Genomic DNA, 16,160 nt, shown 5'->3' on the forward strand with positions numbered 1-16,160 from the left:
CAATAAACCTGAATACATCGATAAACCTCTTTTCCGACATTACCTTTCAATATCCGAAAGCGGTACTTTGGTGTCCAGACTATATGATATTGACATCGCCAGAACACATGCGATGCTTGCTCGTATCTACTCATGTTATTTGCCTCTTTTGACTTCGCTAAAAATCAAAGATGCATTTAACATGGGTAGGTATACAGGCAAAGCCTCAAATGATGATAACCACCTACTGAAGTAGGTGGTTTTGGGCTAAAAATAAAATCCCGCTTTAGAGAGATTTAATTGGCCGCAACCTAATGCAGCCGATGGTTCTAAACTGGACTGACGCTATATCAACTAAGGTTAATTAGCCTAGGCTCATATGAACCTAGACTGCAATTAGCCTCCACTTCAATTAGCTAAGCTTGCTCGTATCTACTCATGTTATTTGCCTCTTTTGACTTCGCTAAAAATCAAAGATGCATTTAACATGGGTAGGTATACAGGCAAAGCCTCAAATGATGATAACCACCTACTGAAGTAGGTGGTTTTGGGCTAAAAACAAAAAGCCCTGCATTTGCAGGGCTTAAGCTATCTCACTAAACGAGATTATTTAGCATTCATTAACGCAACCGCGTTATCTAACATACGGTTACTGAAGCCCCATTCGTTATCGTACCAAGCCATGACTTTGACTAAACGGCCGTTAACACGGGTTTGCGTCGCATCGAAGTTAGATGAAAACGCGTTGTGGTTAAAGTCGATAGACACCAGTGGCTCTTTGTTAACAGCTAACACTTCGCTCAGTGGTGCAACCGCTGCTGCACGTTCGATAATTGCGTTAACTTCTTCAACAGTAGTATCACGTGAAGCAATGAAAGATAAATCCACTAAAGACACGTTAACGGTCGGTACACGTACCGCTAAACCATCGAATTTACCTTGCAATTCAGGCACCACTAGACCTACAGCCGCCGCAGCGCCCGTTTTAGTAGGGATCATTGACAGTGCTGCAGCGCGGGCACGGCGTAAATCTGTGTGATATACGTCAGATAAACGTTGGTCGTTGGTGTAAGCATGAATGGTAGTCATCAAACCTGATTCAATACCAATTTCATCGTTTAACGGCTTAGCGAAAGGCGCTAAACAGTTAGTGGTACATGACGCGTTAGAGATAACTGTCATATCCGCGGTCAACACATTGTTGTTAACGCCATAAACGACTGTTGCATCAACGTTTTTACCTGGTGCAGAGATAATGACTTTCTTCGCGCCCGCCGCTAAATGTGGCTGTACAGATTCTTTAGAAGTGAAGATACCAGTACATTCGAACACAACGTCAACTTGTAAGTCGCCCCAAGGTAATTTACCTGGGTCGCGTTCTTGGAAGGTGAGGATCTTGTCGCCGTTAACATAAATTGCTTCCGCATCGTGCTCAACTTTGGCATTGAAACGACCATGTACAGAATCGTATTTTGTCAGGTGAGCGTTGATTGAAGCGTCGCCTAAATCGTTGATGGCAACAATTTTGATTGGGTAAGCTTTTTCGCTTTCGTACAGGGCGCGTAATACGTTTCTACCGATACGGCCATAACCATTTATTGCTACACGGATAGTCATCTCATATCCCTCTGGTGATTATAAAATTCAACTGGTAGTAAAATTACCAAACTGACAGCTATCGTCAAGTTAATTCGGCTATTTTGCCGGGATTCGGTTAACAAATTAGGTGTTTTTTTTACATCGGTCGCGAAAACACCATTTTTAGCACGGCATTTGGATAAAAAATTACAAGATGGCAAACATTTTGCCGAGATTCCTCAAAACACCAGTTAAGGCGAATTAGGCTTCTCTGGCTCGACAGTTGCTGCCGCGGGCGCCTCGACGGATTGAGGCGCTAGCCAAAGCGCAACAGGACTAGTCGAATAGAGGCCATCTTCTAACGCATCGATCAAGTTCTGGGCGTATTCATCTAGTTTTGTCGCCAGTGTTTTGTTGCCACCGATTAAGGCTAGCATTTTATCTTCAGAATACTTCTGCTGCGTAAGTAGTAAATTGGCTTTTGTCAGCATATAAGTTTTTTCAAGCGCTTGGGTTTGGCGATAAGCAGAGGCAAGCCCAAGCAACCAATTGGGGTCAAAGTCAGCGTATTGGATCTCTGCGAACACTTTAAGGTAAAGTTGTTGCGCTTTGATGGCATTACGGTTGCTGTAGTAGGTAGCTATTTGCGCTAAAAGAAATGGCTCAGTGACTTCGCCAGCATTTTCTTGCGCCAAGAGTCGGTTTAACGCATCCGTGTCACCAAAGCGTGTCCATTGATAATAAGACATAAAAGGGTCTTGCCGCTCACGAGTTTCATCCTGTAGGCGACTGAGGTTTTGTGTACTTAGTCGAAAGGCTCTGGCTCTATCTGCTGTGCGGCTTGTATGGATAATGTGTTGAACGCCTGAAGCTAATTCAATACAACGACTATAATCTTCGAGGTAAGTTAACTGTTGATAGAGTTGCTTGCCTGTTGGATTTTTATTGTCCATTAGGTCGTATCGACTTTGGATCAGCTTTGTTTTCTCGGCTAAACACCAGCCATCCTTATGCAAATCGGCACAAATTTCAGGATTATTTTTACAAATCGTTTCGATGTTTCGGCCATTATCACAACCGAAAAGGCTTATTGCGAGGGAAAATGATGTAATTATTACTAGATTTTGTCTCAAAATACGCTCCAAAATGCAATTTTCTCTAATAAAATTACAGATTTACAGAAAATATCTTACTGGCAAGCTGGGTCAGTTTTCATTACAATGGCGCCGACCAAAACAGAGGGTTTCCCCTAAAACCTACATAAGATTATTGGTCTTTTCGTCATGTTACTCAAACCTTTCAATATTTTTAATTGAAAAGTGAGATAAAGGATCTGTAAATGAGCGCTGATAAACACCTACAAAGTTGGCAAGAACGTTTTGAAATGGCAGAGGCAATGCAACCTTTGCTAGGCAAGTTGTACCGTAACCAAGGCGTCGAAGTTGTGGTTTATGGTAAGCCATTACTCAATGCTTCTACTATTGAGATTATTAAAGCGCACCGTTTAGTTCGCCGTCATGTCGGCGAGAAATTACGTTTACGCGAGAGTTTCCCATTTGTTCAAGCCTTAAGCAGACTCGCTGTTAAACAATGTAAAGTGGATATTGGTAAGCTCGCCGTTAAATACTGGGCTGAACATACCGATACCAACGAAATTGAAAGCTATATGGCACGCGAATTAGCGGCGGCGATCGATCATGCTGATGATATCGCACCGCGTGATGTAGTGTTGTATGGTTTTGGTCGTATCGGCCGCTTATTAGCGCGCTTATTGATCGAACGTACTGGCCGCAGCAACAAGTTAAGACTGCGCGCTATCGTATTACGTGGTGGTAAGAAGGGTGATTTAGAAAAACGCGCTAGCTTACTGCGTCGTGACTCTGTTCATGGTCCATTCAACGGTTCAGTTGAAGTGGATGAAGAGAACAACGCCATTATCGCTAACGGCACCTATATCCAAGTCATTTACGCAAACTCGCCAGATGAAGTGGATTACACCAAATATGGTATTACAGATGCATTAGTGGTAGACAACACGGGTATTTGGAAAGACGAAGCTGGCCTTGGCTTACACTTAAAGAGCCCTGGTGCCAGCAAAGTGTTACTGACAGCTCCAGCAAAAGGCGCCATCAAGAATATCGTTTACGGCGTGAACGAAGGCGACGTTACGCCAGAAGACATTATTGTATCTGCGGCGAGCTGTACTACTAACGCCATCACACCAGTACTGAAGGCAGTAAACGATAAATACGGTATCGAAAATGGTCACGTTGAGACTATCCACTCATACACCAACGATCAAAACCTAATCGACAACTATCACAGTGCTGACCGTCGTGGTCGCAGTGCGCCATTAAACATGGTTATTACTGAAACAGGTGCGGCTAAAGCCGTTGCTAAGGCACTACCAGTATTAGCCGGTAAACTGACGGGTAACGCGATTCGCGTGCCAACACCAAACGTATCTATGGCGATCATCAGCATGAACCTCAATGCTGAGACCAACAAAGACGAATTAAACGAATACTTAAAAGATACGGCGTTGCAATCACCATTGCAGAACCAAATCGATTACACAGACTCAACTGAAATCGTATCAAGCGATTTAGTTGGTTCTCGCTATGCGGGTGTGGTTGATTCACAAGCGACTATCGCTGAAGGTAAACGTGCCATTCTGTACGTATGGTATGACAACGAATTTGGTTACAGCTGCCAAGTCGTTGGTGTCATGCAGACAATGTTAGGTCTGACAACACTGTCTCTGCCTGCTTAATTACACTCGTTCACAAAATAACAAAAAGCCCACGAATGTGGGCTTTTTCATGCATAACATTTCGATATTTAATCGGGGCTGAGTTCACCAACCAAGTTTTGCAACATCGCGGCTTTAATTTCGTTCGGCTTTAGATTTTTCGACAGCAGATAATGCAACTTAGCCAGTGCGGCTTCAATGGTCATGTCTGCACCACTGATCACCCCCGCTTTGGCGAGGGCATTGCCCGTAGCGTAACCCCCCATATTCACTTTGCCTTGGAAGCACTGAGTCAGGTTCACTAGCACAATTCCCCGTTCATCCGCTTGCTTTAGGGTATCGAGTAATGCCGCATCTTGGGGGGCATTGCCCACGCCAAAGGTCAGTAAAATCAGTGCCTTCACGGGTTGCTGTAGAATATTCTCAAAAATCTGCGTCGAAATGCCGGGGTAGAGAGTCACTACACCGACAGGCTGCGGGCTGATATTGGCGACTTCTAAGGCTTTATCGCTTGGCGTGGCAATTTTACCTGCACGCAGATTAATCTTGATCCCCGCTTCAAGCAGTAAGGGAAAGTTAGGCGAGGCAAAGGCATCGAAGCCGTCGGCGTGGGCTTTGGTAGAACGATTGCCACGAAACAGTTTGTTATTAAAGAATAAACACACTTCAGCCACCGGATAATTGGCGGCGATATACAAAGAGTTGAGTAGGTTGGTTTGACCGTCGGATCTCAGCTGTGCTAAAGGAATTTGAGAGCCGGTGACAATAACAGGCTTTGACAGACCTTGAAGCATAAAGGATAAGGCTGATGCGGTATAGGCCATGGTATCTGTGCCGTGGAGGATCACAAAGCCATCGTACTTGTCGTAATTTGCCTTGATATCATCGGCGATCATTTGCCAGTCGGTTGGTGCCATGTTTGATGAGTCGATGAGCGGGCAGTACTCGTGGATCACAAACTCAGGCATTTCGTCATGGTAAAACTCGGGCATGGATTGGACGCATTGGGTCAAAAAGCCTGCCACCGGTGCAAAACCATTCGCGGTTTTTTGCATGCCTATGGTGCCGCCCGTATAGGCGACGTAAATGGAGCGTTTAGTCATTCTTGTCGTTATCTTAGCTGCAAGTGAGCTAATTATACGATTTTGCAGGCATAAACCCAATAAAAAAGCCCGAGGCAATCGGGCTTTTGTGTCCTTCATCTTGAGTCTGCGTTAGTTGATCGCACAGCTGTCACAATATACATACACATGGTTAGGATCGTTAAAGGCCGCGATAGTCTTTAAGCTGCCAGTCCATTGAGCCAGCATTTGCTCAAGCAGTGTTGAATGGCTGAGTGATGCGGGTAAATAGGCTGACACAGAGGCAAACATTTGCTGCACAAAACGCTGCTCAGGCGTGAGTTCTTGTTCAATTACGCGGGTATCGAACAGGCTTAAATCCGCAAGTTTAGCGGCTTTGGCAACGGCTTGGTCGATATCGCCAAGTTCGTCCACTAAACCTAACTCTAGGGCTTTTTTACCACTCCACACTCGGCCTTGAGCGATGCTATCCACTTGTTCTAAGGTCATTTTACGTTCCTTAGCGACCAGTGAGATAAAGTCTAAGTAGCCACGCTCGATATGGCGCTGGATAACCGATTCAATTTGTGGCGAGAGGGTGCGAGTCACTGACAATCCCGCCCATTCTGAAGTCGATACACCATCGGTATGAATGCCTAAGCTGGCGAGTGAATCTTCGAAGGTGGTGATCATCCCGAAGATCCCGATAGAGCCAGTCAGCGTGGTTGGGGTTGCGAAGATATAATCGGCGCTGGCCGAAATCCAATAGCCGCCGGACGCCGCAAGGCTGCCCATACTCACCACCACTGGTTTACCCGCCGCTTTGAGGGCAAGTAATTCTTGGCGGATTTGCTCCGAGGCAAAGGCGCTGCCGCCAGGGCTGTCGACTCTAAGCACCAGTGCTTTGATATGTTTATCAAATCGCGCTTTACGTAACAGCTCTGCGGTGCTATCACCACCGATTTGGCCGGCGGGTTGGCTGCCATTTAAAATGGTGCCGCTGGCAACGATAATGCCGACACTGTCTTGTTCAACGAAGCTTGGCAAAGGCGTCACTAAGGTTAAATAGTCGTAGAAGCTGACTTGTTTAAAGCTGTCACCCGACTTCTCTTTACCCACGCTATCGAGCATGACTTTACGGAACTCTTCATCGGTCGCTAGGGTATCGACCCATTTCATATTGATGGCCATAGTGGCGGAGTCGCCTTCGGCCTTATCGAGTTGCGCGAGGTAGTTTGCCGAGTCGAGCACTAAGGTATTGGCATCGATTTGGCGATTTTTTGCCACCGTTTGAGTGTAGCTTTGCCAAACATCGGCGAGTAGGGCGCTGCTGGCCTCTCTGGCCGCATCCGACATATCGTCACGCATGTATGGTTCTACTGCCGATTTAAAGGTGCCGACGCGAAAAATGTGGGCCTTTATCTTGAGCTTCTCAAGGGCGGACTTGAAGTATTGGTTATACATACTTAAGCCATCGAGAGAAACACTACCTTGGGGATTGAGGTAAATGGTATCGGCAAAGCTGGCAAGAAAGTATTGGTTTTGCTCGTAATAGTTTCCAATTGCCACCACCTTTTTGCCGCTTTCTTTAAAACGGTTTAGGGCATCGCCAATGGATTGTAATTTGCTAATCCCTGCGCGTTTCAGCTCGGCTAAGTCTAAGACTATGGTGCTGATCCTGTTATCGTGCGTCGCGTTATCAATCACATAGATAATATCTGCCAGCAGGATTTCGCCATCGCTACTGCCGTTATTGCCTTGCTTTAGTGCGGCTTCAATTGGGTCGACCTGCTGTTTTTGATCGACAATGGAACCCGCCAGATTAAGCACCAATGCTGAGTTCTCTTCGACCTGAATATCCTCACTACTGCCAATAGTGATGAGGATGATGGCCAGGAAGCCAAAAAAAATCAGGTTGAGTATGAATTTACGGATCCCGTTGAGGGTGTTCCATATAAATAAACATATTCTCTTGAAAAACGATGGGTTAGCGGACATTAGCCACTCCTTTGCTTATCGAATGTGCCAATGCTAACTGAAAATCTCCTCACTGGCTAAACACAATTGTAAAGGATTTTAACTTTTAACCCCCTAGCAACAGTTGAGCTTACATTTGACTCAAGGTATGCTCATTTAAATCACTTGTTTAAAAAGGATGTTTGAATGTCGTTTCCCCATTTATTAGAACCCTTAGATCTGGGATTCACCCAGCTCAAAAATCGTGTGTTAATGGGCTCCATGCACACGGGTTTAGAAGAAGAAAAGGGCGGATTTGAGAAACTGGCAGCGTTTTATAAAGAGCGCGCGTTAGGGGGCGTCGGTTTAATTGTCACCGGCGGTATCTCACCAAACCTACGTGGCCGCTTGACTCCCCATGCGTGTCAGCTGAGTTTCCCCTGGCAAGTGGGTAAACACCGCATTGTGACTCAAGCGGTGCATGAGGCTGGCGGTAAAATTTGTATGCAAATCCTGCATGCGGGGCGCTATGGTTATCATCCTTTTTCGCAGGCGCCGAGTAAAATTAAGTCGCCTATCACTCCCTTTACGCCTTCTGCCATGTCGAGCCGTCAAGTTCGCGCCACCATTAAGGATTACGCCAGTTCCGCAGCGTTAGCGAAAAGAGCGGGGTACGATGGTGTTGAAGTGATGGGCTCTGAGGGCTATTTGATCAACCAATTTATCAGTTCGCGCACCAATACGCGCACCGATGAATGGGGCGGCAGTTTTGAAAAACGCGCGCAATTCCCGATTGAGATTGTGAATGCGATTCGTGCCAAAGTAGGCAAAGATTTCATTATTATCTTCCGCTTATCCATGCTCGACTTAGTCGATAACGGCTCCACTTGGGATGAAGTCGTGCAATTGGCCAAGTGGCTCGAGCATGCGGGGGTGTCGATTATCAATACAGGCATTGGCTGGCATGAGGCCCGTGTGCCAACCATTGCGACCAGTGTGCCCCGCGGCGCCTTTGCTTGGGTGACTGAAAAACTTAAACAGTCGGTTTCAGTGCCTCTGATTGCCACAAACCGTATCAATACGCCTGAGATTGGCGAGCAAATCATTGCCTCTGGTCAAGCGGATATGGTGTCTATGGCGCGGCCGTTTCTAGCCGATCCTGAATTTGTGAATAAAGCGGCGGCCAACACGCCAGAGCTTATCAATACCTGTATTGGCTGTAATCAGGCCTGTTTGGATCATACATTCTCTCTGAAACGTGCCACTTGCTTGGTCAACCCTCGCGCCTGTTATGAGACCGAAATTAACTTTTTACCCACCAGCAACAAGAAGCGTATTGCGGTGATGGGCGCGGGCCCCGCAGGGATGGCATTTTCGGTGTATGCGGCCATGCGTGGCCATGAGGTGGTGCTTTTTGAAGCAAAATCCGAGGTGGGTGGGCAGTTTAATCTGGCACGTAAAATCCCAGGAAAAGAAGAGTTTAACGAGACGATTCGTTATTTCCTCAATCAAATCAAACTGCATAAAATCGATTTGCGTTTAAATACCCGTTTGGATGCTAAGGTGCTGGAAACCGAAACCTTTGATGAAATCGTTATCGCCTCGGGCGTGGTCCCGCGTGAGTTAAGCTTGCCAGGATTTGATAGCCCCAAAGTGGTGGATTATCAACAGGTACTGACGGGCCAAGCCACGATTGGCAACAAAGTGGCCCTGATTGGTGCCGGCGGTATCGGCTTTGATATGGCGCATTACCTCTGCGAATCTGAGTCGAGCACCCTCAATCCTGAAAAATGGTTAAAGCAGTGGGGCATTGACAAGCAATATCAGCATGCGGGTGGGTTAGCCGAGCCTGAAGTTGATAATAGCGATCATAGACAAGTCTACTTGCTGCAACGTAAGACTTCTAAGATGGGCAAAGGCTTAGGTAAAACCACCGGTTGGATCCACCGCTTAGTGTTAAAACAGCACAATGTGAAGATGAAAACTGGCGTCAACTATGAAAAGTTTGATGACGCAGGTCTGCATATCCGCGTTGGAGAGCAAACTGAAGTGTTGGCCGTGGATAATGTTATCCTCTGCGCCGGACAAGAATCTAACCGCATCTTAGTCGATGAGATGAAAGCAACGGGTATTCCGGTGCATTTGATTGGCGGTGTCGATGTGGCCGCCGAGCTCGATGCAAAACGCGCCATTCGTCAAGGCGCCGAGCTTGCCATGCGACTGTAGTTGTTAAGAGGTTTACCAATAAAAAGCCTGAGTTTAACTCAGGCTTTTTTGTTGATTGATATGAAGATAAGAGCCTATCTGCATGAGTGGGTCATTTGCTTAGTTGGGTAAATGCCCATAACTGACGACCCGCGTGACTTGCCACTGGCCATTGGTGCGTTGCCAGACCATCAAAAATTTGGCCTTGCCGTCACAACTACCTGTTTCTTGGCTGCAAAATTTATGAATGCCCTCAGTTATCGCGCCAAAGTCTTTGATGGGATAGGCTTGAAAGCTTTCTTCAACCAGTGAGCGGGTGTATTTACCACAGGCATAGTTTTTAGTGTTGTTGATCATCGATTGGCGATCCCAAGTAACGCCACCATTATCATGGTAAAATTCGACCTTCTCGGCAAAGTAACTTTCGTGTAGCTTGAGTTGTTGCTCATCGGCACAATGATTAAATGAATCAAATACCTTACTATCCATGTCTTTCATCTCGGCAACGAGGTTATCTTCACTCGAAAATGCACTCATTGACACAAGCAGCAAGCTGATTGCGATTAACTTATCCATAGCTCTCCTTGGTATAAATGGGTCCAGCTAAACAAAGTAAAAGTAATTCAAAAGCAATAACATAATGATCTTTTGGCAAGCTAACAAGGGCGAGTGGTAAAGCGTTTGGGATGCTGTAAAGATTTGTCTTTCGCTTATCAGTAAGCGTTATACAGGGAAGAGGGTCGTGAATACCCATTTGTTGTAGACGACTCTGTTAGTCTTCTACTACTTCTTGCTGTGGCACGGCTTTTAGATTGGCGGATTTACGCGTCGATGGGGTTTGGCCGCGCCTGTTACCGCAAGGATAGGTCACCACGGCAGCACCTTGGGGGGATAAATCGAGTTCTAAATCTTCGCTAGGAATACAGCAGCAGGGCAGGCATTCGTCGGCATTAAGCTCGGCTAAAGGCTCGGTTAAATAGCTGACGCTGCCGCTAATAATACGGGTCTTGCAAGCGCCGCAAAAACCACTGCGGCACTCAGAGAAAATGGTCACTTTTTTGGCTTCGAGTGCTTGCAACAACGAATTGTGCTGCTCGGTAAACAGCAGCACAGGTTGCCCTTGAAGGCGCACAATGGGCGCCTTCGCAAAGGGGTTGTTTAACAGCAGGTTCGATTTAGCCATAAGCAATCAAATCCCGTTAGAGATCGAAATCGAGGAATTCGTCACTGTCGACGGCCGAATCGATTTGACCAACAAGATAAGATGACACTTCGACTTCCTGTGGCGCCACTTGTACCGCGTCACTCTCTAACCAGTTCTTCATCCAAGGCAGTGGGTTAGACTGCTCAGCATAAGGCAGTGGCAGGTTAACGGACTTCATCCGTTGGTTGGTGATGTACTCAACGTATTGGCAGAGGATTTGCTCGTTGAGACCGATCATCGAACCGTCTTTGAACAGGTATTTCGCCCATTCCTTTTCTTGCTCGGCTGCCTTGAGGAATAGGTTGTACGCTTCCTGTTGGCATTCTGCGGCTATCTCGGCCATTTCAGGATCGTCTTTGCCGCCCTGCATAATGGTTAAGATATGCTGGGTGCTGTTTAAGTGCAGCGCTTCATCACGGGCGATAAGACGAATAATTTTCGCGTTACCTTCCATGAGCTTACGCTCTGCAAATGCGAATGAACAGGCAAAACTGACATAGAAACGGATCGCTTCGAGGGCGTTCACTGACATCATGCACAGGTACAACGCTTTCTTCAGGGTACGAGTGTTGACTTCAATCGGCTCACCATCGATCACATGGGTGCCTTCGCCTAACAGGTGGTAAACTTGCGTCAGCTTGATCAAGTGATCGTAGTATTCGGCAATGTCAGTCGCGCGGCGTAGGATCTCTTGATTCACCACGATATCGTCAAAAATCACCGAAGGGTCGTTCACGATATTGCGAATAATATGCGTGTATGAGCGCGAGTGGATAGTCTCGGAGAATGACCAAGTCTCAATCCAGGTCTCTAATTCGGGCAGCGACACTAAGGGCAAAAAAGCCACGTTAGGCGAGCGACCTTGGATAGAGTCGAGCAGCGTTTGGTATTTTAGGTTCGAAATAAAAATATGCTTTTCATGATCTGGCAGTGAGTTGTAGTCGATTTTATCGCGGCTCACGTCAACTTCCTCTGGGCGCCAGAAGAAAGACAACTGCTTTTCAATCAGTTTTTCAAACACTTCATATTTTTGTTGGTCATAACGAGCGACGTTAACCGATTGTCCGAAGAACATAGGTTCACGGGTGGCATCGTTGGGTGTTTGGCAAAAAGTAGAGTAGGTCATGGTACGAGTATTCCAATAAGTCGGGATCCCTTTGGGATCCCGCAACCGTTAACATTGAAGATTAGATTTTGCAGGCGCCGCCAGCACAGCCGTCATCTTCTTTCTCTATGTTGGTAATGTCATCGTGTTGATCCGATGCACCATCGCGAGTGTTATGGTAGTACAGCGTTTTAACACCTAACTTATAGGCATTGAGTAAGTCTTTCAGCAGAGTCTGCATCGGGACTTTACGACCTTCAAAACGCGCTGGATCATAGTTAGTGTTGGCCGAAATGGCTTGGTCAACGAATTTTTGCATGATACCCACGAGCTGTAAGTAACCTTCGTTGCTTGGCATTTGCCATAACAGCTCATAGTTGTATTTCAGCTCATCAAAATCAGGCACCACTTGCTTTAACTGACCATCTTTACTTGCTTTAACGCTGATCAAACCGCGTGGTGGTTCGATACCATTGGTTGCGTTTGAGATCTGTGATGAAGTCTCAGACGGCATCAATGCAGATAGCGTCGAGTTACGTAAACCGTACTCTTTGATATCTTGGCGCAGTGTTTCCCAATCTAAATGCAATGGCTCGCTACAAATTTTATCTAAATCACGTTTGTAGGTATCGATAGGTAAAATACCTTGGGCGTAAGTGGTCTCATTAAATAATGGGCACGCACCTTTTTCCTTCGCCAGATTCATTGATGCTTTGAGCAGATAAAACTGAATCGCTTCAAAGGTCTTGTGAGTCAGGTTATTCGCGCTACCATCGGAGTACTTCATGCCATTCTTCGCTAAGTAGTTAGCGAAGTTGATAACACCAATACCTAAAGTACGACGATTCATTGAAGAAATCTGCGCCGCTTTGATTGGATAATCTTGGTAATCCAGTAGGTTATCCAGTGCTCGTACCGCTAAATCGGCTAATGGCTCAAGCTCGGCTAAGTTTTTGATCGCACCTAAGTTTAATGCTGACAGTGTACACAGCGCGATTTCACCGTTTGGATCGTCAATGTTGTTCAATGGCTTGGTCGGCAGCGCGATTTCAAGACAAAGGTTAGATTGTCTGATCGGGGCAACTTTCGAATCGAACGGACTGTGGGTGTTACAATGGTCGACGTTTTGGATGTAGATACGGCCGGTTGAAGCACGTTCTTGCATCATCAATGAGAATAGATCGACCGCTTTCAATGACTTCTTACGAATACTGCTGTCTTGCTCATATTGCAGGTACAGACGTTCGAATTCGTTTTGATCTTCGAAGAAGGCATCGTAAAGACCTGGTACGTCCGATGGGCTAAATAGGCTGATATTTTCGCCTTTGATCAGACGTTGGTACATCAGCTTATTGAGCTGCACGCCGTAGTCTAAATGACGGATACGGTTATCTTCAACGCCACGGTTGTTTTTTAGTACCAGCAGCGATTCAACTTCTAAATGCCAAATAGGATAGAAAAGGGTGGCTGCACCGCCGCGCACGCCGCCTTGCGAGCAAGACTTCACTGCGGTTTGGAAATACTTGTAGAATGGTAAGCAACCCGTGTGGAATGCTTCGCCGCCACGGATTGGGCTACCTAGTGCACGGATACGACCCGCGTTGATACCAATACCAGCGCGTTGGCTCACGTATTTCACGATAGACGATGCGGTCGCATTGATAGAATCTAAGCTGTCGCCACATTCAATCAGTACACATGAACTGAATTGACGCGTTGGCGTACGTACACCCGCCATGATTGGCGTGGGCAGCGAAATCTTAAAGGTCGATACCGCGTCGTAAAAATCTTTAACGTATTGCAGGCGCGTTTCCTTTGGATAACGGGCAAACAAACAGGCTGCCACCAGAATATAGAGGAACTGGGCGCTCTCGTAGATCTCGTGGGTCACACGGTTTTGTACCAGATACTTACCTTCGAGCTGTTTTACCGCCGCGTAAGAGAAGTTCATATCGCGCCAATGGTCGATATAGCTGTCCATGATATCGAGTTCTTCGCGGGTGTAATCCTGCAGAATATGCATATCATACTTGCCAAGCTCAACCAGTTTAGTCACATGGTCGTATAACTTTGGCGGTTCGAACTGACCAAAGGCCTTCTTACGTAAATGGAATACGGCTAAGCGCGCAGCCAGAAACTGATAATCTGGAGATTCTGGGGAAATTAAATCCGCCGCAGATTTGATGATCGTTTCGTGGATAGCTTCGGTTGGGATCCCGTCGAAAAACTGTAAATGCGTGCGAAGTTCAACTTCAGAAACAGAAACGTTGTTTAATCCCTTGGCTGCCCAAGTAATTACGCGGTGTATTTTGTCGAGATCGATTGTCTCACGTGCACCACAGCGTTTTGTGACTGTCATATTGCTATTCATTGAAGAGAGGCCTTGGTTCTGATATCTATTCAGGTGAACTCAATCACCGTACGTTTCCTTGTAAAACAATCAACCTGAAAACCCTTAATACTGCTGACTATGCAGGAGATAGTCGATTTAACGGGGAACTTCTAGTGTGTCTGATTGCTACCTATACACAAGATATGGTGTTTTAAATAATCTGAGATACAAGATAGTGAGGTTTGCCGTCATTTGCAAGTCTCAATTCAGGGGGTATCTTGTGGATATCTTGAGGATAAAGAAAAGCGTTAGTGATGACTAACCCTGAAGCTCAAATTGAGATTAGCGTGTGGCATTGGTGGCGTTTTTTCACTCAAATTTCACAGTGTGATCGATCGCTAAAATAAGCAGCGATCGGGATCGCAAGGATTGACCCTTAGCCTAAATTGCATTACCAACAAATGGGGCAGAATTTCGCCGTTAACGGTTCAGTTGCGCAATTAGCACGAGTCAATTCGTTACCGCTATTTCGCTAATGCTTGTCTTAATGCTGTATGCAAACTCGATGGCGAGTTAAATTGTGCATAGGCAGGCCATGCATCGGGCGTATCGGCTTCACCTAAGTATCCCCACAGCGCCACACCGCCGAGCATGCCCGCCGCTTGGGCCGCGAGTAAATCCCGCTCTGCATCGCCTAAATAGAGAATTTGCTGTGGCCGGCATTGTAATTGCTGTGCGCCCAATAGCATAGGTGCGGTATGGGGCTTAGGGTAACGAGTCGAATCGCCACTGATCATCACCGGCATACGCGAGCTGAGCTTAAGCTTATGTAATAGAGGTCGTGTAAAGCGAGCGGGTTTGTTCGTGATCACCCCAAATGGCACGCGGCACAACTCGAGCCAGTCGAGTAGGGGGGCGATACCATCAAACAACTGACAATGGTCGCCATTGATCCTTTGATAATGGGCGAGGAGTCCTTGCTGTACTTGAGTGCGCAGTGCGTTATCCGCGCCTGGAATCGCCGCATCGACTAAGGCAAAGCTGCCATGGGAGGCGGCGCTACGCATGTCTGCGATGGGTTTTGCCGCGATACCGACATCCGACAAACTGAGGTTAAGGGCCTGAACCAGATCCGGTGCGGTATCGGCAAGGGTACCGTCAAGGTCGAATAAGACCCCTTTAACCTCAGCTAAACTCATCTTAATCTACCTTTTGCGTCGCGATCATATAGTTAACATCGACCTTTGGGGTGTACTTAAAGATCCCCGTCAGTGGGTTATAGGTGATCCCAAGTGCATCTTTACAGAGAAGATCGGTGTTATCGACCAAGGCCATGAGTTCCGATGGCTTGATGAACTTATTATGGTCATGGGTGCCAATGGGCAGCATCTTTAATAGGTACTCGGCGCCGATAATGGTCTCGACGAAAGACTTAATGTTACGGTTGATGGTTGAGAAAAACACAAAACCGCCGGGTTTAACCATATCGCAGCAGGCTTGAATTACTGATTGCGGATCAGGCACATGCTCGAGCATCTCCATGCAGGTCACCACATCGTAGTATTCGCGGTGTTCTTCCCGATGGGCCTCTGCGGTGTTTTTGACATAATTGATGCTCACACCCGTTTCCAGTGCATGTAAACGCGCTACTTCTAATGGTTCTTCCCCCATATCGAGGCCGTCAACGATCGCGCCGATGCGCGCCATGCTTTCGGATAAAATGCCGCCGCCGCAGCCGACGTCGAGCACTTTCTTACCAAAAATCCCGCCTGCGGTTTGATCGATATAGTTAAGGCGCAGGGGATTTAATAGATGCAGCGGCTTAAACTCGCCGTTGAGATCCCACCAGGTTTCGGCCATACGTTCAAACTTTGCGATTTCCTGCGGGTCTACATTGGTATTCTGTTGCATGCTATTACCTATTACGGCTGTCATTGTGCGGCTATTATAACGACAATGGGGGATAAACACAGTATTGGCTAATCCTA

General features: G+C 46.7%; 13 protein-coding genes. 2 read left to right on the forward strand and 11 right to left on the reverse strand.

The window, feature by feature from the left end; genetic code table 11:
• From EYR25_RS14445 to EYR25_RS14455, 3 genes are all read right to left on the reverse strand, one after another.
• Positions 1-134 (reverse strand): transposase (locus tag EYR25_RS14445; protein ID WP_207953692.1); only part of this gene is annotated, 134 nt, incomplete at its 3' end.
• Between the two features lie 451 nt (positions 135-585).
• Positions 586-1,596, reverse strand: coding sequence for a type I glyceraldehyde-3-phosphate dehydrogenase (gene gap, locus EYR25_RS14450; protein WP_023267067.1), 1,011 nt, complete (start codon positions 1,594-1,596; stop codon positions 586-588).
• A 212-nt stretch (positions 1,597-1,808) separates the two neighbouring features.
• Positions 1,809-2,690, reverse strand: coding sequence for a DUF2989 domain-containing protein (locus tag EYR25_RS14455; RefSeq protein WP_133180987.1), 882 nt, complete (start codon positions 2,688-2,690; stop codon positions 1,809-1,811).
• Positions 2,691-2,896: 206 nt separating this feature from the next.
• Between EYR25_RS14455 and EYR25_RS14460 the strand changes: the two genes are divergently transcribed.
• Entirely contained in the window at positions 2,897-4,330 is a 1,434-nt protein-coding gene (locus EYR25_RS14460) for a glyceraldehyde-3-phosphate dehydrogenase (RefSeq protein ID WP_133180989.1), read from the forward strand.
• A gap of 68 nt (positions 4,331-4,398) precedes the next feature.
• Here EYR25_RS14460 and ansA read toward each other — a convergent pair whose 3' ends face one another.
• Together ansA and sppA are read right to left on the reverse strand one after the other, a co-directional pair.
• Positions 4,399-5,412: an asparaginase gene (gene ansA / locus EYR25_RS14465; protein WP_133180991.1), complete on the reverse strand. Its 1,014-nt coding sequence runs from the start codon at positions 5,410-5,412 to the stop codon at positions 4,399-4,401.
• 111 nt (positions 5,413-5,523) lie between these two features.
• A complete protein-coding gene (sppA, locus tag EYR25_RS14470) occupies positions 5,524-7,368 on the reverse strand; it encodes a signal peptide peptidase SppA (protein WP_023267063.1) in 1,845 nt (614 codons plus the stop codon).
• A 165-nt stretch (positions 7,369-7,533) separates the two neighbouring features.
• Here sppA and EYR25_RS14475 point away from each other — a divergent pair, with 165 nt between their 5' ends.
• Positions 7,534-9,552: an oxidoreductase gene (locus tag EYR25_RS14475; protein ID WP_133180993.1), complete on the forward strand. Its 2,019-nt coding sequence runs from the start codon at positions 7,534-7,536 to the stop codon at positions 9,550-9,552.
• A 99-nt stretch (positions 9,553-9,651) separates the two neighbouring features.
• On the opposite strand, the gene EYR25_RS14480 is transcribed toward EYR25_RS14475, so the two are convergent.
• The 6 genes from EYR25_RS14480 to ubiG all read right to left on the reverse strand — a co-directional run bounded on the left by EYR25_RS14480 (position 9,652) and on the right by ubiG (position 16,083).
• Positions 9,652-10,107, reverse strand: a complete 456-nt coding sequence (locus tag EYR25_RS14480) for a nuclear transport factor 2 family protein (RefSeq protein ID WP_243729896.1) — start codon at positions 10,105-10,107, stop codon at positions 9,652-9,654.
• 196 nt (positions 10,108-10,303) lie between these two features.
• Positions 10,304-10,714: a class I ribonucleotide reductase maintenance protein YfaE gene (gene yfaE, locus EYR25_RS14485; protein ID WP_133180997.1), complete on the reverse strand. Its 411-nt coding sequence runs from the start codon at positions 10,712-10,714 to the stop codon at positions 10,304-10,306.
• 16 nt (positions 10,715-10,730) lie between these two features.
• Positions 10,731-11,861 carry a class Ia ribonucleoside-diphosphate reductase subunit beta gene (gene nrdB / locus EYR25_RS14490; protein ID WP_088211170.1) on the reverse strand — a complete coding sequence of 377 codons (1,131 nt, stop codon included), beginning with the start codon at positions 11,859-11,861 and terminating at the stop codon, positions 10,731-10,733.
• A gap of 61 nt (positions 11,862-11,922) precedes the next feature.
• Positions 11,923-14,211 carry a class 1a ribonucleoside-diphosphate reductase subunit alpha gene (gene nrdA, locus EYR25_RS14495; RefSeq protein WP_023267058.1) on the reverse strand — a complete coding sequence of 763 codons (2,289 nt, stop codon included), beginning with the start codon at positions 14,209-14,211 and terminating at the stop codon, positions 11,923-11,925.
• Between the two features lie 485 nt (positions 14,212-14,696).
• A complete protein-coding gene (locus EYR25_RS14500) occupies positions 14,697-15,371 on the reverse strand; it encodes an HAD family hydrolase (protein WP_133180999.1) in 675 nt (224 codons plus the stop codon).
• A 1-nt stretch (position 15,372) separates the two neighbouring features.
• Positions 15,373-16,083, reverse strand: coding sequence for a bifunctional 2-polyprenyl-6-hydroxyphenol methylase/3-demethylubiquinol 3-O-methyltransferase UbiG (ubiG, locus tag EYR25_RS14505; protein ID WP_133182890.1), 711 nt, complete (start codon positions 16,081-16,083; stop codon positions 15,373-15,375).
• Positions 16,084-16,160 lie beyond the last annotated feature (77 nt).

The sequence above is a fragment of the Shewanella decolorationis genome, assembly GCF_004354305.1.
Lineage (GTDB): Bacteria > Pseudomonadota > Gammaproteobacteria > Enterobacterales > Shewanellaceae > Shewanella > Shewanella decolorationis.